The following is an 18424-nucleotide window of genomic DNA, read 5'->3' on the forward strand; positions in this document are numbered from 1 at the left end:
TGTGGTTATTGTTGGGAGGCCTTTGATCTGCCGGCATGCGGACAGATCAAAAATTCGATGTTGCGCAGCAGCGACAGTTCCATCGAATTAAGTTTTAGACCGAAAATCAGTGTGTTGCGACAAGAAGAAAGGTGAACGCATGCAAACGGCATCGCTTGAAAACGGCCTTATCGGCAACAGCGCGATCAGCGCACTCGTAGACGGCAACGGCAGCATCGTGTGGGCATGCCTGCCACGCTTCGACGGCGACCCCGTGTTCTGCAGCCTGTTGTCACCCGTGGGTGGAAGCGGCGAAGACGGCGACGGCCGCGGTGCCTGTTCCGTGCTGCTGGCGGACTTCACGCGCGCCGAGCAGGAGTACATATCGCATACCGCCGTGCTGGTGACGCGGCTGTACGACGCCCACGACGCGTGTATCGAGATCACCGACTTCGCGCCGCGTTTCAAGATGAACGGGCGCATGTTCCACCCGATGATGCTGGTGCGCCGCGTGCGGCGCGTGAGCGGCAATCCGCGCGTGGCCTTCCGCGTGCGGCCGCTGTTCAGCTATGGCGAGCTCGACCCCGAGGTGACCGTGGGTAGCCATCACGTGCGTTACGTCGGCCCGCAGATGGTGGTGCGCCTCACCACCAACACTTCCATCAATGCACTGGTGGAGGAGCGATACACCTACCTGCATGACACGGCCACCCTGATCTTCGGGCCGGACGAGACGGTGCAGGGGAGCGTGGAAGACATCGGCCGCCGCTTCATGGACGAGACCGTGGCCTACTGGAAGGACTGGGTGCGCACGATCTTCGTGCCGGTGGACTGGCAGGACGAGGTGATGCGCGCCGCGATCACGCTCAAGCTCAACGCCTTCGACGACACCGGCGCGGTAGTGGCGGCGATGACCACCTCGGTGCCGGAGCATCCCGGCTCGGGCCGCAACTGGGACTATCGTTACTGCTGGCTGCGTGACGCCTACTTCGTGGTTAACGCCTTGAACCGGCTCGGCGCCACGACGACGATGGAGAACTACATCAACTTCATCCTCAACGTCGTGGCGGCGGCGGAGGGCGGGGTGCTGCAGCCGGTGTACGGCATCAGCGGCCACAGCGCACTGTACGAGGGGCAGGCGACTGCGCTGGCGGGGTACCGCGGCATGGGGCCGGTGCGGGTCGGCAACCAGGCCTACGAGCAGATCCAGCATGACGTGTATGGATCGGCAGTGCTGGCGGCGACCCACATGTTCTTCGACGCGCGCCTGCGCCACCGTGGCGACGAGAGTCTTTTCCGCCAGCTGGAGCCGCTTGGCCACCACGCCCTGGCCACCTACAACCAGCCGGATGCGGGCATCTGGGAGCTGCGCGGCTCAAAGCGCGTGCATACCTATTCCAGCATCATGTGCTGGGCGGCAGCGGACCGGCTGGCACGCATCGCGGTCAAGCTGGAGCTCCAGGAGCCGGCAACGTTCTGGCGGACGCATGCCGACCGCATCCACGCCGAGATCTGCGGGAAGGCCTGGGATGAAGGACGAGGCGCCTTCGTGGCCTTCTGGGGCGGCGACGTGCTGGACGCCAGCCTGCTGCTGATGCACGAGTTCGGTTTCCTGAAGGCGGACGACCCGCGCTTCGCCGGTACCGTGGAAGCCATCGAAGCCGAGCTGAAACATGGCGACTTCATCTACCGCTATGTCGAGCGGGACGACTTCGGGCATCCGGAGAACGCCTTCCTGGTGTGCACCTTCTGGTACGTCTATGCGCTGGACGCACTGGGCCGCAAGGAGGAAGCGCATGCCAGCTTCGACAAGCTGCTGAAGTGCTGCAGCAAGCTCGGGCTGCTGGCCGAGGACATCGACCCGGTCAGCCGCGAGCAGTGGGGCAACTTCGTGCAGACCTACAGCATGGTCGGGCTGGTGAACTGCGCGTTGCGCCTGTCGCGGCCCTGGGACGAAGCGTATTGAAGTAACCGGGGAGCCGACGGAAAGGCGTCGGCTCCCAAGGCCGGACGCCTGTCGGCGCCCCGTGCCAGGTCTCAGCGTTTGAGCGCCTGCGCCACCCGGTCCAGCACTTCGGCGTTGCGGATGGTCTCGTCCAGTCCGAACAGGGGCTGACGGCCTTCGAGGATCGCAGCGGAGAAGTCTTCCACCTCGCCACGGTAGCGGTCCGATTCGACCACCGGGATCAGCCGCGTGCCTTCCCTGGTATGCAGGCTGAGGTGGCCGCGGAAATCCAGGAAGGGGTCCGGCACCTCCAGGACGCCCTGCGTGCCAATGATCTCCGCCCCCTGGCGGCCGAAGGCATTGAAGCCGGTATGGATGGTGGCCAGCAGGCCATCCTCGTAGCGGAACAGGGCGGACAGATTCACGTCGACGCCGTTGTCGAACTCTGCCTCCGCATGCACGGCGATGGGCGTGCGTCCGGTGATCAGGCCCAGCAGGTTGATCGGGTAGCAACCCACGTCGTACAGCGCGCCGCCGCCCAGTTCAGGCTGCACCTTGATGGTGTTCGGCCGGTCGAGGAAGAAACGGAATTGCGCATTGACGTGACGGATGCTGCCCAGCACGCCGCTGTCGATGATCTCCTTCAGCTTGCGGCTGCGCTCCGTGTAGCGATACATGAAGGCTTCCATCAGCAGGCGCTGCGCGGCCCGTGCGGCATCCGCCATCTCGCGCGCCTCCGCAGCGTCCAGTCCCAGCGGCTTCTCGCACAGCACATGCTTGCCGGCTGCCAGCGCCTTCAGCGTCCATGGCTTGTGCATGGAGTTGGGCAGCGGGATGTAGATGGCATCCACGTCGGGGTCGGCGATCAGCGCTTCGTAGCTGGCGTGCACATTGCCGCAGCCGGTCTCCTGGCGGATGGCGTCGAGCTTGTCGCTGCCACGGGTGGCAATGGCCTGGAGGCGTGCATTGCCGCTACGGGCGAGCGCCGGCAGGAAGCTCATGCGTGCGATGCGGGCGTAACCCAGCACGCCCCAGCGGATGGTGGATGTCGTCATGGTGGAACCTCTCGTGTTGCGTGCTGCAGGAATACGATGGGAAACGGTGGCAAGCGGTGGCGGGCGCAGGCGTAGCGGCCCCGGGAGTCAGCGTTGCGGGCCGTCGCCGGACGCGGCATTGCGTTGGGCCGCGTCGGCGCGGCGACGTTCTGCTTCGTCGACCTGCCGTTGCTGGGCGGTGGTGAGGCCGCTGGTGTTGGCGGGCTGCACGGCGGCGCGCTGGGCCCTGGCACGCTCCATGGCGGCAGCGATCAGTGCCTTCTTGCGCGCCTCCGCGTCATCGACGCCGGGCGACGGTGCCGCGGCCGGCGATGTGCCCGCGGCGGGCGCCGTCTGTGTGCGCTGGCGCATCGCCAGGCGCTCGGCCTTCTCGCGGCGCTCCCGCTCCAGGCGGACGTTGCGCGCTTCGAAGCGGGCCCGGTAGCTGTCGGCCACGCGGAGCGGCTGTTGCGGCGTGCGCCACTGCAGGACGGGCGGCGTGGTGGGTTTCCAGGCAGCGGCCGGTTCCATGCTGATGCAGTCGACCGGGCAGGGGGCAACGCACAGTTCGCAACCGGTGCAGTCCCGCACGATCACGGTGTGCATCTGCTTGGTGGCACCCATGATGGCGTCCACCGGACAGGCCTGGATGCACAGCGTGCAGCCGATGCAGACACGCTCGTCGATGAGCGCGACCGCCTTGCGCCGATGCTCGCCGTTGGCCGGGTTCAGCGGCCGGACTTCACGTCCCAGCAGGCTGGCGAGCTTGCGGATGCCGGCGTCGCCGCCGGGTGGGCACTGGTTGATGTCGGCCTCGCCGTCGACGATGGCCGTGGCATACGGGCGGCACCCGGAATGGTTGCACTTGCCGCACTGCGTCTGCGGCAGCAGGCTGTCGATGCGTGCGATCAGCCGCTGACGATCCGGCGCGGGGCCGGGAAAGGGTGCGGAGTGCGGCGCGACCACGCGGTGTTCCTGCGTCTCAGAAGTCGCGCGTTGCCGTCACGGCGTCACGGACCAGCGAGGGTCCGTGGTAGATGAAGCCGGTGTAGAGCTGTACCAGGCTGGCGCCGGCCTCCAGCTTCTCGCGTGCGTGCTGGCCCTCGGTGATGCCGCCGACGCCGATGATCGGCAACTCGCCGGCCAGTGCCTTGGCCAGTTTGGCGATGACCGCGGTGGAGGCGTGGCGCAGCGGGCCGCCGGACAGGCCGCCCGTCTCGTCGGCATTCGGCTGGCCGCTCACGGCCTCGCGCGACAGCGTGGTGTTGGTGGCGATCACACCGTCGATGCGATGGCGACGCAGCGCGTCGGCGATGTTGGTGATCTGCGCATCGTCGAGATCCGGCGCGATCTTCAATGTCAGTGGCACATAGCGCCCGTGCTGGTCGCTCAGTTGCTGCTGGCGGGCCTTCAACTGGCCGAGCAGGCCGTCGAGTTCCGACTCACCCTGCAACTGGCGCAGGTTCTTGGTGTTCGGGCTGGAGATATTGACGGTGACATAGCTGGCGTGGGCGTACACCTTGTCCAGGCAGATCAGGTAGTCGTCTACCGCACGCTCGATCGGCGTATCCAGGTTCTTGCCGATGTTCACGCCCAGCACGCCCTTGAAGCGGGCGGTGCGGATGTGCGACACCAGGTTGTCCACCCCGTGGTTGTTGAAGCCCATGCGGTTGATGATGGCTTCGCTCTGCGGGATGCGGAAGATGCGCGGCTTGGGGTTGCCGGGCTGGCCGCGCGGCGTGACGCTGCCGACCTCGATATGGCCGAAGCCGAAGCTCGCCAGGGCGTCGATGGCTTCCCCGTTCTTGTCCAGTCCGGCGGCGAGGCCGACGCGGTTGGGGAATCGTATGCCCATCACTTCGACGGGCTGGGCTTCCAGCGGCTGCGCCGCGGGCATCCAGCCTGCGAAATGCTTGAGGGTCCAGATGGAGAGTTCGTGCGCGGAGTCCGGGCTCAGCGCGAAGAGCAGGGGGCGGGCGAGGTCATAGAGCATGGCCGCGATTCTACCGTCTTTGCCCCCTGCTTCCGGGTGCCCACCTCCATCGTGGGCGGCCCGGCCGTGCTGCGGTGCTGCTTACTTCAGCTTGACGAAATCACCCTTGAGGGCGACGCCAGCCATCAGTGCGCCTTCGGCGCACTCGAACTCGGTCGGGCTGGAGAACTCGATGTTGTCGTAGTTGCTGCGGATGTTCACCACCGCGTCGGCGCCCTTGCGGCGGGCTGCGTCCTGGAAGCGGATCAGCGCGCTCGCGAGGGCGATCCCGCAAGCATGCTTGGCCGTCTTGTTGACCGAGTTGGTACGCACGCTGGTGCGGTCCTCGCCGAATTTCTGCGCGACCACCGGCGTCTTCTGGTTTCCGAAGTAGAGCTTGACGCCGTTGAACTTGCTGGCGTCCGGTCCAGTGAGCACGTCCTGCAGCGGGAAGCGGTTGATGCCACGGCGTCCCGAATCCGGGCTGGTCGTTGCCGCAGCCGGGGCGGCGGCAGTGCTGCTGGCCGTGCCGGTGGACGCGGTGCTGGCAGCCGGCTTGGCCGCCGGGGCGGTGCTGGCCGAAGAACTGGAGGATGACGCGCTGGACGTCGACGACGGGGCAGGTGCCGGCGTGCTGGATGCCGATTGGGTGTTCGAACCGGAGCTGGCGCAGGCGGCCAGCACGGCGGTCATGGCAAGGGCGAGGGCGGTTGTTTTCAGCGTCATGTAAAGCTCCTGGGCAAGAGTCAGAGTTTGCGGAAAATCAGCGAAGTATTGATACCACCAAAAGCGAAGTTGTTGCTCATGACGTACTCGCCATCGATCTGGCGGGTGCTGCCGGCGATGTAGTCGACATCGCCGCAGCGCGGATCGATGTTCTGCAGGTTGAGGTTCGGCGCGAACCAGCCTTCGCGCTGCATCTCGATGCTGTACCAGGCCTCCAGTGCACCGCAGGCGCCCAGCGTGTGGCCCATGTAGCTCTTCAGCGTGCTCAGCGGAATGCGCTTGCCGAAGACATCCTGGGTGGCGTGCGACTCGGCGATGTCGCCATGCTCGGTGGCGGTGCCATGACCGTTTACGTAGCAGATGGCATCAGGCGGCAGGCCGGCGTCCTCCAGCGCGAGACGCATGGCCTGGGCCATGGTGCTGCTCTGCGGCTGGGTAACGTGGTTGCCGTCGCAGTTGGTGCCGTAGCCCACCAGTTCCGCATGGATGCGCGCGCCGCGGGCCACGGCGTGATCCCAGTCTTCCAGGATCAGGGTGCCGGCGCCTTCGCCCAGCACCAGGCCGTCGCGTGCCGCGTCGTAGGGACGCGGGCTCAGTTCCGGCGTGGCGTTGGTGGTCGAGGTGGCAAACAGCGTATCGAATACCGCGGCTTCGGTCGGGCACAGCTCCTCCGAGCCGCCCGCCACCATCGCGACAGCCTTGCCGCTCTTCACCGCTTCGTAGGCATAGCCCACGCCCTGGCTGCCGGACGTGCAGGCGCTGCTGGTGGTGTAGACGCGACCGGAGAGGCCGAAGTACACGCCGATGTTCACTGCCGCGGAGTGCGACATCATGCGCAGGTAGCTGTTGGCGTTGATGCCCTCGGTGGACTTGTTGAGCAGCATGCGGCCGAAGTCGCGGATCGCGGGCGGCGAGCCCATCGACGAGCCGTAGGAGACGCCGACTTCGCCGCTCTTCAGCAGCGGGTCGCCGAGCAGGCCGGCATCCGCCAGCGCCAGTTCCGTGGCGCGCACCGCCAGAATGGCGACACGGCCCATGCTGCGCGTGCGCTTGCGGTCGTAGCCCTCGGCGGGCAAATCGAAAGGCGCGGCCGGTGCGGCCAGGCGGGTCAGCAGGCCTTCGTACTGATCCCAGTCTTCCATGTACTGCACGGCATTGCGCAGCGACAGCAAGCGCTCGCGCACGCTGGGCCAGTCGGTGCCCAGGGGGCTGAACCCGGCCATGCCGGTGACTGCTACACGCTTCAAACCATGCCTCCGTTCACGCTGATGACCTGGCGGGTGATGTAGCCCGCGTCCTCGCTCATCAGGAATGCCACTGTTCCTGCCACTTCGTCCACGCTGCCCATGCGGCGCATGGGAATCATCGCCATCGCTTCTTCCAGCACCTCGGGCGACACCATGTCGGTGTCGATCAGGCCTGGCGCCACGCAGTTGACGGTGATCTTGCGCTTGGCCAGTTCGATCGCCAGCGCCTTGGTGGCGCCGATGATGCCGGCCTTGGCCGCGCTGTAGTTCACCTGGCCGCGGTTGCCGGCGACGCCGGACACCGACGACAGCGTGACGATTCGCCCTGGCTTGCGCGTCTGCACCATCGGCAGCACCAGCGGGCGCAACACATTGTAGAAGCCATCGAGATTGGTGCCGACCACGCTGTCCCATTCCTCGTCGGTCATCGCCGGAAAGGCGTTGTCGGCATGGATGCCGGCATTGCAGACAACGCCGTAGTAGGTGCCATGCGCGGCGATGTCCGCTTCCAGCAGATTGCGTGCAGCGTCGCGATCAGCCACGTCGAACTGCAGCGTGCGGGCGCGACGTCCCATGGCCTCGATCTCTGCCGCGACGGCCTGTGCTTCGTCGATGCGCGAGCGGCAATGCACGACGACGTCATGGCCGTCGCGCGCCAGCCTCAATGCGATACCCCGTCCGATGCCGCGGCTCGCGCCGGTGACCAGGACTGTCTTGTTGGTGCTCATGTGGAACCCGATGGTGCTTTCTTGCGTTCTTTACTGAGGAGCCTGCTGCAGGTACTGCGCCACGTTGGCCGGTTCGAAGACGGACAGGGTTGCCTCGGCAGCCAGGCCGTCCTGGTCCTCGATGGAGCAGGCGAAGGCGGCAAGCCCGTCGCCGCCCTGGAACTCGCGGCGCGCCGTCACGCGCAGCACGCTGCCAATGGCGAAGCGCGGGCGGTGGCACAGCTGCTTGCGGGTACCGAGAAGGAAGCCGACTTTCGGCGGCTGTCCCTGCTGGCGCCAGACGTTGCCGCCGTATGCGCCGACCGCCTGCGCCATGTATTCGATGCCGACCCAGGCACCGACCGCACCGTCGCGGCAGAACATGGTGTCGGGCCGGATCACCACCTCCGCCACCAGGTGCTCCTCGCCGATCTCCACGCAGCGATCCAGCAACAGCATGCGGCTTGCATGCGGCAGCAGGCTGGCGATGTCCGGGAGGACCGGTTGGCCGGAGGTTGCTTCAGTCATGGCGCGAGAGTACCAGCGCGGCATTGTTGCCGCCGAAAGCGAAGGAGGTGGACAGGACGTTGCGCACGGGCCGTGTGGCGTGTCCGCCAATTGCCACCAGGTTCAGGGCCGGCAATTCGCTGTCGGCCTGGCCGTCCCACAGATTGGGCGGCAGCCGGTGTTGCGCGTCAGTCAGGGTCAACCAGCACAGCGCGGCTTCCACGGCCCCGGCCGCGCCGAGTGTATGGCCGGTCAGCGCCTTGGTGGAACTGGCCGGCACTTGTGGGCAGAGCTCGCCGAACACACGCGACTCCATGGCGTCGTTCAGCGGCGTGGCGGTGCCGTGGCAGTTGATGTAGTCGAGCTGCGCAGCGTCCAGCCCCGCGCGCTGTAGCGCCTGGCAGACCGCTTCGCGTGCGCCGCGGCCGGAGGGCTCGGGGGCCGAGATGTGGTGGGCGTCGGAGCTCTCGCCCCAGCCGCTCAGCGCCACCGGCCCGGGATCGCGGCTCATGACGAACAGGGCGGCCCCTTCGCCGATGTTGATGCCGTGGCGATTCGCGGAGAACGGGTTGCAGCGTTCGGCCGATACCGACTCCAGCGCCGAGAAGCCGGCCACCGTGAAGTGGCACAGGCTGTCCGCTCCGCCAGCGATCACCAGGTCCACCATGCCGGCGCGCAGCATGCGGGCACCGGTGGCCAGCGCGCGGGCACTCGACGAGCAGGCGGTGGAGATGGCGTAGGCCGGCCCGCGGGCGCCACTCAGGTGGGCGATGAAGGTGGCCGGCGTGCCCAGCTCGTGGTGGGCATAGTGGTAGTCGTCCGGCCACGCTCCGTGTTCGGCCTTGTAAGGCAGGGCGTGTTCGGTCTGGCTGATGCTGGAGGTGCTGGTGCCGAGGATGACCGCGATGCGCTCCGGCGCGATGCCTTGCGCAAGCTGCCGGTATCCGGCTTCGATCTGCGCGAAGGCCTGTGCGAGCAGCGCGTTGTTGCGGCCGCGCAGCGGCAGGGGCTGGTCGTCCAGCGAGGGCAGGTCGGTGCCCACCGTGCCCAGCGTCAGGGCGCGGCCGGGGCTGAACGCATCGGTCGTCCGCATGCCCGGCGAGTGGCCGGCGAACAGGTTCTCGCGGATCGTGTCCGTCGAGTCGCCCAGCGCGCACAGCAGGCCCACGGTGTTCAGGAATACCTTCATCTCGTCACGTTCCCGGTTGGCGTGTCGTATGTGTGTCGTTCGTGCATGTCGTGTCGTGGCTTGCCCGATGCCGTGCCTACTTCACTTCGGCGCTCACGATGTCCAGCGTGTAGCCGCCCAGGCGTTGCTGCACGCGCAGGCTGCCGTTCCACGGGGCGTCGGGGCCGTACTCGATGTCGATGGCGGGCTGGCCGTCCTTCAGCAGGATGCGGCTGCCTTCCTCGTCGACGACCTGCCAGCCTGCGGGCAGGGCCTTGCGCAGCGTTTCGATCGGTGCCAGGGCATACAGCATGTCGTTCATGATCCAGGCCGGCGGCAGGCCTTCCGGCAGGCGATTGTCGCTGATTGCGAGACGCTCGCCATCGTAGTCGAGGGCCAGCAGGCGCAGGCCCACGCCGCTGGCGACCAGGCGCAGGCGTCTGGCGTCGATCTCCACCACGGCGTCGAAACTGCGGGTGGTGCCGCCGCGGGTGATGCTGACCTGCTGGTTCAGGGTGCGCTCGCCCAGTGCCGCCACCGGGATGCGCAGCAGTTGAGGCTCGTCCGCCGGCGCGCAGGCGGCGAGCAGGCCGAGCAGGAGTGCGCCGGCAAACGAGCGGGCGACAAAGCGGGCGACAAAGCAAACGCCACGGTGGGCAACAAGGTGGGCAAGGCTCATGCGGTCTCCAGGCGGCGGAACAGGGGGGCGGACAGGGCGGCGATGCCGATGCCGGCAAAGATGGCGAAGCCGAATGCGCCCAGTGCCGGCGTGCTGGAGAAGGCCAGCAGGCCGAAGGACAGCACGGTGGTGGAGGCCGCCAGCAAGGTGGCGACGAAGCTGCGCCCGTCGCCATGGCTGTCCACGATGAACACGCCGTAATCCACGCCCATGCCCAGCACGATCAGCAGGGCCAGCATGGTCAGCAACTGTACCGGCATGTTCAGCGCGCCCATCAGCGCCAGCGTGCAGGTGCAGGCGAACACCACCGGCGCCAGCACCCGCCAGCTGTCGCCACGGAAGCGCGGCCACAACAGCGGGACGGTGAGTGCGAAGGCGATCACGCAGATCCAGCCCAGGCGCTGGCGATAGTGGCTGAACAGGCCGGAAATGCGCTCGGGCTTGTCCACCCATTGCACGCCCTCGGTCTGCAGGGCCGACAGGGCGGCGATGCTGGCCTGCCCCGACAGGCCTTTCAGCAAGACGACGCTGGCCGGGGGTGTATCGCCGCCGCCGGGCAGCCACAAGCCCTGCAGCAGCGGCAGCAATGGCGAGCTCATGAGGGTGGGCAGGCTGAGCGTCTGCTCGCCGCGCGCCGCCGGTTGCCAGTCGGCGTCCAGCCCGAGCGCATCGCGCAGGGGCGCGATGCCCGGTTCGCCGTAGAGCCGCGCCGTCGCCTCGCGGGCGGCTTGCTGGCGAGCGGCCGATGGCAGCCAGTCCGACAGGGCCTGATAGCCTCCCAGGCTGCCGGCGGCCATCGCCTCGCGCAGCCTGGCGGTAAGGGCTTCCTCGCGCTGCAGGACGGTCTCCGCGTCCGGTCCGCTGACCAGGAAGAACTGCGCCGGACTGGGCAGGCCCAGCACGCGCGCCACTTCGCCGTGCTCGGCGAGCAAGGCCGGGTTGCTGGCCATCAGCCCGCGGATGTCGTCGCTGATGGTAAGTCGCGACAGCCCCCAGCCCAGCGGCAGCGCCAGCACCGCGGCAAGGGCGAAGCCACGCCAGCCCGACGGCCAGATCGGGTAGCGCTCGCGCTGGCGCAGCAGCACCGCGGCAAGCGGCCCCGGCCGCAGCGAGGCCGGCGCGATGAAGGGATACCACAGCACCACGCACAGCCAGGCGGCGGTGATGCCGATCAGCGCGAACACCGCCATCTGGCGCAGGCCGGGAAAGGGCGTCACCAGCAGGCCGGCGTAGGCGAGCACGGTGGTCAGCCACGCCAGCGCCATGCCCGGCAGCAGGATGCGGTAGCGCTGCCGTGGCGGCTGCGGGTCGTCCAGGCTGCTGCCCAGCGCGTGCTCGGCGTAGTCCACCGCCACGCCGATGAGGCTGGCGCCGAACACGAGGGTCAGCACGTGCACCTGGCCGAAGACCAGGAAGCTGCCCCCCAGCGCCCACAGCGAGCCGATGGCTACCGGCAGCAGCATCAGCGGCAGGCCGCGCCAGCCACGGAAGGTCAGCAGCGTGACCAGCACGATGCCCAGCATCGAGCCATTGCCGATGAGGTTCAGTTCGTGCTCCGCCGCGCGGGCCGTGGCGGCGGCATGCATGATGACGCCGGCGCGACGCACCGCGACACCCGGCCGCGTTGCCGACGCGATGGCGGCGCTGACCGCGGCATCGATCTCCTTCTGCACGCTCAAGGAAAACGCGTTGCCGGTGATGCGGTAGTTCAGGATCGCATGCGTCTGGCCGCCTTCCGCCACTTCCAGCAGGTCGCCGACCGGGCGTGCCGGCGATGCTTGCGCGCGCTCCAGCAGCCAGTTGCCGAACAGGCCATAGGGGTCGTCGTTCCAGCTCAGGCCGCTGGTGCTGACAGGACTCATGGCATTGGCGGCAGCACGCGCGGTCCACGCTTCCGCGCCATGCATCAGCGCAGCGTTGTCGCTGGCCGACACCAGCCCCGCCCGGTAGGGCTTGAGGGTGTCGCGCAGGACGGTTGGGTCCAGCGCGGAAGACTCTTCCGCCAGGGGCTGGCCCTTCAGGGCCTCCCGCAGGGCATGCGCGGTGGCACGAGCCGCTCCCGCATCCTGGCTGCTGGCCATCAGCACCAACTGGCGCTCGCCACGACGGGCGAGTTGTTCGAGCGCTTCCTCCGCGCGCGGGTCGCGCTGGTCGTGCGGCAGCAGGGCGAAGATGTCGCTGTCCAGCCGCTGCTTCCACTGCGGCCATTGCAGCAGTGACACGCCGCTGAGGAGCAGGGTGAGGGCGAGCCACGCCCAGGCGGCGAGGGGGAGGCAGCGGGCGCGGATGTTGTCGCGGTTCATGCGTTTTTCCCTTCTGTCTGGAAGGGGTGTGCGCGCTGAAAACGTGTCACGCGTGCCACGCAACGTGCCGCGCTCATGTGGGCCTCGCGCCTCCTCCGCGTCATCTCTGCACGGACTATCTGGGTTGGCACAGACCATCGCACCGTCATTCCCGCGGAAGCGGGAATCCAGCGACTTTGTTTTGTGCTCTTGGTGTTGTGCCGGCTCCCGCCGAAGGGCCGGTGGCTTTGCGTTGCGCTTGGCCGGGAGTTCGCCCCGGCGGGCGACCTACTTTCTGCTGCGCGGCAGAAAGTAGGCAAAGAACGCGCCCCGCTTGCACCGCCGCCTTCGGCGGTTCCCTGCGCTGCTCGCGGAGCCGGGCGGCTGCCGGGTTTTGCAACCGAGTCGCGCTGCGCGCTCAGACATCCGCGCCGTCGCGCTGCGCGCGATTCCCCGTCACCGCTGCGCTGCTCGGCGGCTGCAGAGGGGGTAGGGGGCCGTGTCGACATTGCCGCGACGTCGCTTGCAGGAGCGGCCCTTGTTGTATTGGTTCTGGATTTGTAGCTCGGCCTCTCAACCCTGCACGACGCCCCGTCCCCTCTGCAGCCGCCGAGCAGCACAGACAAGCCGAGGGATCGCGCGTAGCGCGACGGCGAGCATGTCTGTGCACCGAAGGCTGAGCGCAGCGACAGACTGAGGGTGAGTTGCGGAGCCGCTCGGCTTGTCGAGCAGCGCAGGGCACCGCCGCAGGCGGCGGCGGAAGCGGGGCGGCTTTCTTTGGGTTCTTTCTTTGTCCGCACAAAGAAAGAACCTCGCCCGCCGGGGCGAGTCCCGGCCCGGCCTCCAGCGAAGTGACGCCCTAGCGAGTCCGGATAACCGTCCCAGCCAGCATGCTTGGCTGCATGCTCACTCAAACGCAGCACGCTCAGCCGTCTCTGCCTGCTGGGCCGTCGTCACCTTGCGCATCTCGATGCGCGTGCGGTCGCCATTGGGAGCGTCCAGCACCACGTCTTCCACGGTGCTGGCGCCGGCGACGCGGATTTCGCCGATCACCTTGGCCATCGCCGCTTCGCGCGGTGCCAGCGCCAGTTGCCAGCGCTTGCCGTCGAGCTTGCCGCTGACGGTGAACAGCTTGTCCAGCTGGGTGAAGTCGCCGGCCATGACGCCCATCAGCACCTGGCTGATGGTGCCGACCACCGGCTCGCCGTCGGCGCGCAGGCGCAGCGAGTTGCCGCGGGCGTCCCGCTGCAGGATCTCGGTGGAGGTCACCCGCAGTGAACTGCCGAAGGGTTTGGTGGTGCTCCACAGCACGCCCTGTCCACGCAGGACGAGGAACTGGCCTTCCGCGCTGACCGGTTTCTTGATGCCGGACAGCTCGCGCGTCTGGGTGAATTCACCGCGCACCACGGGGGCCTTGGTGATGCGTTCGCCGACGTCGGTGAGCAGGTCGGCGTGGGCCAGTGCAGGCAGGCACAGTGCGGCGAGTAAGGCGATCAGGCGTCGCATGGCGGCTCCAGTCCAAGCTTTTCAAACAGGATGGCGGGGGACACGAAGCGCATTTCCATCGTGCCGGCGTGAACGGCCACCTGCACGGTGTAACCACGGGTGATGCGGTCACCCGTGGCAGCGTCGCGGATCACGTAGCGGATCTTCAGGCGGTTTTCCCACTCGACGATTTCGGCGGCGACGCGGATGGTCTGCTGGTAGCGCAGCGGGCGCACGAAGTGCTGGCTCATCTCGACTACCGGCCACACGTAGCCGGACTCGCGCATCTGCGGGTAGTCGTAGTCGATCTGCTGCAGCAGCGCGCAGCGGGCGATCTCGAAGTAGCGCGCGTAGTTGCCATGCCACACCACTTCCATGGGATCGAGATCGTGGAAGGGGATGAGGATGTCGACTTCGGCGTGCCAGCGGCGCTGGGTGTTCATCGTGACGGGCCCGGTTCAGGTTCTGGCGGCCCAGAACGGGAAGAAATTGAACCACTGCAGCGGTGCCGTGTGGCATTCAGTTTCAAGTTGTTGCACAAAAGCCTGTGCCAGCGGACGCACGCTGCCCAGGCGATCGCGCCGGTCCAGGCGTACTTCGTCGGCCAGCTTGAAGATGCGGAAATGGTGCCCGTCGGCCTGCTCGCTGGTCAGCATGCCGAGCAGAGGGCAGCGCAGCAGGCCAGCCAGCACGTAGGGGCCGATGGGGAAGTCCGCTTCGGCGCCTAGGAAGGGCAGGCGGAGGGTGGCGCGGCTGTCGTCCAGGGGGACGCGGTCGCCGGCGATCATGATGGTCTCGCCGGCCGCGACCTTGGCCGACAGCTGCATCGCGGTGGCCGGATCGAGGGCGCCGACCTGCAGCAAGGACAGGCCGCTGTCCGGGTTGAGGCTCTTCAGCAGGTTGTTGAAACGCTCCGCGTGGCGGGTATGCACCAGGGCGTTGATGCGCAGCCCGTGCAGGGCGCCGATGACGCGCGAGACCTCCAGGTTGCCCATGTGCGCCATGACGACCACCGCGCCGCGGCCCTCGCGCGCAAGCGACAGCAGGCTTTCCTCGCCGGAGAAATGCACGGCCCAGTCCTGCTCGCCACTCCAGGCGCGCAGCTTGTCGAGCAGGGTCTGCCCGAAGGCCATGAAATGGCGGAAGACGTTGGCGAAGCGTGGTGCCGGCGAGGCACCGCCGCTGTGCGCATGCAGGTGTGCGAGGTAGTCGCGCGACGCGTGACGTGCGCTGCGACGGACGAGGACGTACCAGAAGATCACCGGGTAGAGCGCCAGGCGGAACAGGTGATGGCCGCCGATGCGGTGCAGCCACAGCAGGCAGCGCATGCCGCCGGTGAAGCCGGCCTCGCCGATATTGGCCCAGTGGCGGGTGCCGGTCGTGTCGCGGCTCATCCGCGTGGCCCGCCCAGGTGGCGCCAGAGCAGGCGCGGTGCGCGCGGCAACATGGCGAAGAACAGGCGCGCATGCATGGCGGAGATGCGGAGGTTGTCGCGCCACATCTGGAAGTGCGACACGCCATCCAGCGGATAGCGCACCGGCGTTTCGAGGTTCACCACCGGCACGCCGGCCCAGTCCATGCGCACGATGATCTCGGTGTCGAAATCCATGCGCTGTCCCAGCGCAGGAAGATCCACCACCGGCATGGCGCTGGCCAGCGGATAGATGCGGAAGCCGCACATGGAGTCCCGGATGCGCAGCGACAGCGTGTTGATCCACACCCAGACGTGGGTGATGTAGCGTCCGACCAGACGACCCGTGGGCACCGATTCGTCGTAACGCGGGCAGCCGTTGATGACCGCCTGCGGTTGCGCTTGCGCGGCCGCGACGAAGCGCGGGATGTCGGCGGTGTCGTGCTGGCCGTCGGCGTCGATCTGCAGTGCGTGACTGAAGCCGCGCGCCTGTGCCCGGCGCATGCCGGCGGACACGGCGGCGCCCTTGCCGCCGTTCCGGGGCAGGCGCACCAGGTCCACCCCGGCGACTTCGTGCGCGAGGCGATCCAGTTCCGCGGCGCAGGACGGCGCGCTGGCGTCGTCGACCAGGATGACCGGCAGACCATGACGACGCACACCTTCCACCACGGTGCCGATGGCGTGTTCGTGGTTGTAGACGGGGATGACCACCGCCAGCTTCATGCGCCGGTGTCCGTCGCGGTGCCCAGTGCAATGCGCCCGCTGGCGTGGCGATGCTCACTCGCCTCGCCACTGCGGTATTCGAAGCTGAGCGATGCCTTGTCCGGGTTCCAGTCGAGCTGCAGCAAAACCTGCTGCCCGGGACGGATGACCTGCTGGAACTTCACCACTTCCAGGCGCAGGCAGTCGGGGGGAAGTTCGAAGCATTGCGCGCCGAAGTGCAGCGCCCAGTCGAGCTGGGCCACCCCGGGCAGGATGGGAATCTGCGGGAAATGGCCGTCGAAGTGGATCAGGTCGGCGTCGATGGCCAGCGTCAGCGTCTGGCGGTCACCGTCGCGGTGCGTCTCCAGCACGCGCGGCCATTCACGGCCCGCGGGAGCCGTGGTCGCGTCGAAGCACTCCTGCAAGGCAGCCTCCGTGGTCTTGCCCAGTTCGTTGTGCGGCAGCGCCGCGACGTGCCGCCAGCGCCGCGGCAGGCCCAGCGGCTCCACCGTGCGGGCCAGCAGCGTGCGCAGGCGGCGGTCGAACCGGCCCTTGCCCTCGCGGGCCAGCGCTGCTTGCCCATGTTCGCTCAGCACCAGCACGGCACCCACTTCGTCGCGCGCGCCATGCAGGACGATGACCCTCGCCTCGGCCACGTCGTCCAGCGCGCGCAAGGCGGCCTCGATGGCGGTCAGCGATATGCGCTTGTCTTCGATCTTCGCGAGCCGGTCGGTGCGACCCAGCAGGCGGAAGCTGCCGGCCACCGCCTCGGCGCGATCCGCACTCTGGAACCAGCGGTTGCCGTTGAATTCTTCCGCCAGCCAGGTCGCCTGCCAGGCCATGCAAGCGTCCGGCCCCAGTTGCCAGCGTGCGCCCGGCAAGGGCATCCAGTCAGCATCCGGCCCGAGGCGGCGAGCCACGGCGCCGGTCTCCGAGCTGCCGTAGATCTCGGTCACCATGCAGCCGAGCTTGCGGGCGGCATCGAGCGCGGCTTCGCGCGGCAGCGGGCTGCCGGCGGAGACCACGCCGGCCAGCGGGGGCAGGGCGGGCCAGTCCAGCGTGTCCGGCAGGCGTTTGAGCAGCGCCGGGCTGCTGATGAAAACCGCGCGCCGCCCGGCCGGCAGCGACCACAGCGTTTCCGGCCCGGGCAGTGCATGGGCCAGCAGCGTGCGGCCGGCAGCCAGCGGCCACACCAGCCGGAAGCTCAGGCCGTACATGTGCTGGTGCGGCACGCTGCCGGCCACCAGCACTGCGTTGTCCGGGTCCGCCAGGCTGGCGCCGACGGAACATTCGATGGCGAGCGCCTCGGCTTCGGTCTGGGCCAGCGTCTTGGTGATCTCGCTGGGCGTACCGGTGGAGCCGGAGGTGTGGATGACGATGCGGCTGCGTGTATCCAGTTGCGCTGGCAGCGCGGCGACCGGAAAGTCGTGCCAGTCGCGCAGGGCGCTGTCGGGCAGATCGCCGATGAGACTGTCGCCGTCGCGGGCGAGACGCTCGCGGGTGGCGGTGGTGATCTCGCCCGGCATGACGACGGTGGCGCCTTCGCACAGCGCGGCCACCAGCCATACGGCGGCCACATAGGTGTCGTCGCTGTAGAGCACGCGACGCCCGCCGCCGAGTGAGCGCAGGGCGCTGATGGCGCGGCCGGTGTCTTCGAGGAATCGTGCGGGGCTGACGGGCTGGCCGTGCCGCAGCGCCACCGACGCATGGCGTGACTGCAGCGTGCGCGGCAGGTCGCGCAGCAAAGGAAGGGCCGGGTTTTCAGGCATGGGTCTTACCGGCGTCCTGCATGGCTTCGTTGCGGCGGATCAGGCGCTGCCGCAACAGCCACTCGCCAGCGAACATCAGGCCCATCAAGCCGTAGGAAATGCCGCCGTTGTACAGCGCCCACACGCGTTCGCTGGCGGCCACCGCAGTCCACAGGGCTACCGTGCCGTTGAGGCAGAAGAACACGCACCAGGCGATGGTGACGCGCCGGCAATGGGCCACCGCCTCGGGCGGCAGTTCCGGCCTGCGCAGGCGGGCGAAACGCTCGATCATGGTCGGCGTGCGCCACAGCGTGACCCCGAAGACGAACAGCATCGTGAAGCTGATGGCCACCGGGTAGAGCCGCACCGGCATGTCGCTGCGCGCCAGCAAGGCCCAGGCACCCAGCACGGCGGCGGCGAGTGCGAGGGTCCAGGCATGGCGCCTGCCTTGCAGGATGGCCAGCGGCAGCAGGAGCGCGCCGCCGATCCACAGGGGCCAGCCCTGGGCGTGGCATAACCAGAAGAGGGCGGGCAGCAACAGCGCGAGCGGCGCTGTCCAGGCGCCGGATTTCATTCGCCCTGCACGATCTTGTGGATGGCCTCGACCACGTCGCCCACCGTGCGCACGGAGCGGAATGCCTCGGGCGACAGGCGTTGCCCGGTCAGGGTCTTGAGTTTCACCATCAGGTCGACGGCGTCGATGCTGTCGATGTCCAGGTCTTCGTAGAGCTTCGCCTCCATCGTGATGCGCTCGGGCGCGATCTCGAAGGTCTCCTGCAAGGCTTTGGAGATGGTGTTGAAGATTTCCTGCTGATTCATGACGACCTCTGGT

At 68.0% G+C, this 18424-nt stretch carries 17 protein-coding genes and 1 pseudogene; 1 reads left to right on the forward strand and 17 read right to left on the reverse strand.

What is annotated here, in order from left to right; genetic code table 11:
• The first annotated feature begins 139 nt into the window (after positions 1-139).
• The gene (locus VVD47_RS00270; protein ID WP_327601395.1) at positions 140-1945 is read left to right on the forward strand and encodes a glycoside hydrolase family 15 protein; all 1806 of its coding nucleotides are present in this window, start codon (positions 140-142) and stop codon (positions 1943-1945) included.
• A gap of 71 nt (positions 1946-2016) precedes the next feature.
• On the opposite strand, the gene VVD47_RS00275 is transcribed toward VVD47_RS00270, so the two are convergent.
• From VVD47_RS00275 to VVD47_RS00355, 17 genes and pseudogenes are all read right to left on the reverse strand, one after another.
• Entirely contained in the window at positions 2017-2979 is a 963-nt protein-coding gene (locus tag VVD47_RS00275) for a Gfo/Idh/MocA family protein (RefSeq protein WP_327601396.1), read from the reverse strand.
• A gap of 87 nt (positions 2980-3066) precedes the next feature.
• Positions 3067-3870, reverse strand: a pseudogene (gene rsxB, locus VVD47_RS00280) (electron transport complex subunit RsxB); the annotation flags it as partial.
• 70 nt (positions 3871-3940) lie between these two features.
• The gene (locus VVD47_RS00285) at positions 3941-4951 is read right to left on the reverse strand and encodes a quinone-dependent dihydroorotate dehydrogenase (RefSeq protein ID WP_327601397.1); all 1011 of its coding nucleotides are present in this window, start codon (positions 4949-4951) and stop codon (positions 3941-3943) included.
• Between the two features lie 81 nt (positions 4952-5032).
• Positions 5033-5656: a hypothetical protein gene (locus VVD47_RS00290; protein ID WP_327601398.1), complete on the reverse strand. Its 624-nt coding sequence runs from the start codon at positions 5654-5656 to the stop codon at positions 5033-5035.
• Positions 5657-5676: 20 nt separating this feature from the next.
• Entirely contained in the window at positions 5677-6903 is a 1227-nt protein-coding gene (locus VVD47_RS00295) for a beta-ketoacyl-ACP synthase (RefSeq protein WP_327601399.1), read from the reverse strand.
• Entirely contained in the window at positions 6900-7631 is a 732-nt protein-coding gene (gene fabG / locus VVD47_RS00300) for a 3-oxoacyl-ACP reductase FabG (protein WP_327601400.1), read from the reverse strand. Before fabG ends, VVD47_RS00295 begins: the two co-directional genes overlap by 4 nt.
• Positions 7632-7661: 30 nt before the next feature.
• Positions 7662-8138, reverse strand: a complete 477-nt coding sequence (locus VVD47_RS00305; RefSeq protein ID WP_327601401.1) for a hotdog family protein — start codon at positions 8136-8138, stop codon at positions 7662-7664.
• Complete coding sequence (locus VVD47_RS00310; protein WP_327601402.1) at positions 8131-9306, reverse strand: beta-ketoacyl-ACP synthase; 1176 nt, start codon at positions 9304-9306, stop codon at positions 8131-8133. The genes VVD47_RS00305 and VVD47_RS00310 overlap by 8 nt, the downstream gene beginning before the upstream one ends.
• A gap of 76 nt (positions 9307-9382) precedes the next feature.
• Positions 9383-9964, reverse strand: a complete 582-nt coding sequence (locus VVD47_RS00315; RefSeq protein ID WP_327601403.1) for a DUF3261 domain-containing protein — start codon at positions 9962-9964, stop codon at positions 9383-9385.
• Positions 9961-12267: an MMPL family transporter gene (locus VVD47_RS00320; RefSeq protein WP_327601404.1), complete on the reverse strand. Its 2307-nt coding sequence runs from the start codon at positions 12265-12267 to the stop codon at positions 9961-9963. Before VVD47_RS00320 ends, VVD47_RS00315 begins: the two co-directional genes overlap by 4 nt.
• An 885-nt stretch (positions 12268-13152) precedes the next feature.
• Positions 13153-13752, reverse strand: a complete 600-nt coding sequence (locus VVD47_RS00325; protein WP_327601405.1) for an outer membrane lipoprotein carrier protein LolA — start codon at positions 13750-13752, stop codon at positions 13153-13155.
• A complete protein-coding gene (locus VVD47_RS00330; RefSeq protein ID WP_327601406.1) occupies positions 13740-14174 on the reverse strand; it encodes an acyl-CoA thioesterase in 435 nt (144 codons plus the stop codon). The genes VVD47_RS00325 and VVD47_RS00330 overlap by 13 nt, the downstream gene beginning before the upstream one ends.
• A 15-nt stretch (positions 14175-14189) precedes the next feature.
• A complete protein-coding gene (locus tag VVD47_RS00335; protein ID WP_327601407.1) occupies positions 14190-15125 on the reverse strand; it encodes an LpxL/LpxP family acyltransferase in 936 nt (311 codons plus the stop codon).
• Positions 15122-15865: a glycosyltransferase family 2 protein gene (locus VVD47_RS00340; protein ID WP_327601408.1), complete on the reverse strand. Its 744-nt coding sequence runs from the start codon at positions 15863-15865 to the stop codon at positions 15122-15124. Before VVD47_RS00340 ends, VVD47_RS00335 begins: the two co-directional genes overlap by 4 nt.
• A complete protein-coding gene (locus tag VVD47_RS00345; RefSeq protein WP_327601409.1) occupies positions 15862-17613 on the reverse strand; it encodes an ApeI family dehydratase in 1752 nt (583 codons plus the stop codon). The genes VVD47_RS00340 and VVD47_RS00345 overlap by 4 nt, the downstream gene beginning before the upstream one ends.
• Positions 17606-18166 carry a hypothetical protein gene (locus VVD47_RS00350; protein WP_327601410.1) on the reverse strand — a complete coding sequence of 187 codons (561 nt, stop codon included), beginning with the start codon at positions 18164-18166 and terminating at the stop codon, positions 17606-17608. Before VVD47_RS00350 ends, VVD47_RS00345 begins: the two co-directional genes overlap by 8 nt.
• On the reverse strand, positions 18163-18411 hold the full coding sequence (locus VVD47_RS00355; RefSeq protein ID WP_327601411.1) for an acyl carrier protein: 249 nt from the start codon (positions 18409-18411) through the stop codon (positions 18163-18165). Before VVD47_RS00355 ends, VVD47_RS00350 begins: the two co-directional genes overlap by 4 nt.
• Positions 18412-18424 lie beyond the last annotated feature (13 nt).

The organism is Uliginosibacterium sp. H1, from assembly GCF_036017065.1.
Taxonomy (GTDB): Bacteria; Pseudomonadota; Gammaproteobacteria; order Burkholderiales; family Rhodocyclaceae; genus Uliginosibacterium.

Excerpts from the sequence above, each read along its gene's own strand:
- VVD47_RS00270 (WP_327601395.1), top strand. The coding sequence starts at position 140 with ATGCAAACGGCATCGCTTGAAAACGGCCTTATCGGCAACAGCGCGATC.
- VVD47_RS00275 (WP_327601396.1), bottom strand. The coding sequence starts at position 2,979 with ATGACGACATCCACCATCCGCTGGGGCGTGCTGGGTTACGCCCGCATC.
- VVD47_RS00285 (WP_327601397.1), bottom strand. The coding sequence starts at position 4,951 with ATGCTCTATGACCTCGCCCGCCCCCTGCTCTTCGCGCTGAGCCCGGAC.
- VVD47_RS00290 (WP_327601398.1), bottom strand. The coding sequence starts at position 5,656 with ATGACGCTGAAAACAACCGCCCTCGCCCTTGCCATGACCGCCGTGCTG.
- fabG (WP_327601400.1), bottom strand. The coding sequence starts at position 7,631 with ATGAGCACCAACAAGACAGTCCTGGTCACCGGCGCGAGCCGCGGCATC.
- VVD47_RS00305 (WP_327601401.1), bottom strand. The coding sequence starts at position 8,138 with ATGACTGAAGCAACCTCCGGCCAACCGGTCCTCCCGGACATCGCCAGC.
- VVD47_RS00310 (WP_327601402.1), bottom strand. The coding sequence starts at position 9,306 with ATGAAGGTATTCCTGAACACCGTGGGCCTGCTGTGCGCGCTGGGCGAC.
- VVD47_RS00315 (WP_327601403.1), bottom strand. The coding sequence starts at position 9,964 with ATGAGCCTTGCCCACCTTGTTGCCCACCGTGGCGTTTGCTTTGTCGCC.
- VVD47_RS00320 (WP_327601404.1), bottom strand. The coding sequence starts at position 12,267 with ATGAACCGCGACAACATCCGCGCCCGCTGCCTCCCCCTCGCCGCCTGG.
- VVD47_RS00325 (WP_327601405.1), bottom strand. The coding sequence starts at position 13,752 with ATGCGACGCCTGATCGCCTTACTCGCCGCACTGTGCCTGCCTGCACTG.
- VVD47_RS00330 (WP_327601406.1), bottom strand. The coding sequence starts at position 14,174 with ATGAACACCCAGCGCCGCTGGCACGCCGAAGTCGACATCCTCATCCCC.
- VVD47_RS00335 (WP_327601407.1), bottom strand. The coding sequence starts at position 15,125 with ATGAGCCGCGACACGACCGGCACCCGCCACTGGGCCAATATCGGCGAG.
- VVD47_RS00340 (WP_327601408.1), bottom strand. The coding sequence starts at position 15,865 with ATGAAGCTGGCGGTGGTCATCCCCGTCTACAACCACGAACACGCCATC.
- VVD47_RS00345 (WP_327601409.1), bottom strand. The coding sequence starts at position 17,613 with ATGCCTGAAAACCCGGCCCTTCCTTTGCTGCGCGACCTGCCGCGCACG.
- VVD47_RS00350 (WP_327601410.1), bottom strand. The coding sequence starts at position 18,166 with ATGAAATCCGGCGCCTGGACAGCGCCGCTCGCGCTGTTGCTGCCCGCC.
- VVD47_RS00355 (WP_327601411.1), bottom strand. The coding sequence starts at position 18,411 with ATGAATCAGCAGGAAATCTTCAACACCATCTCCAAAGCCTTGCAGGAG.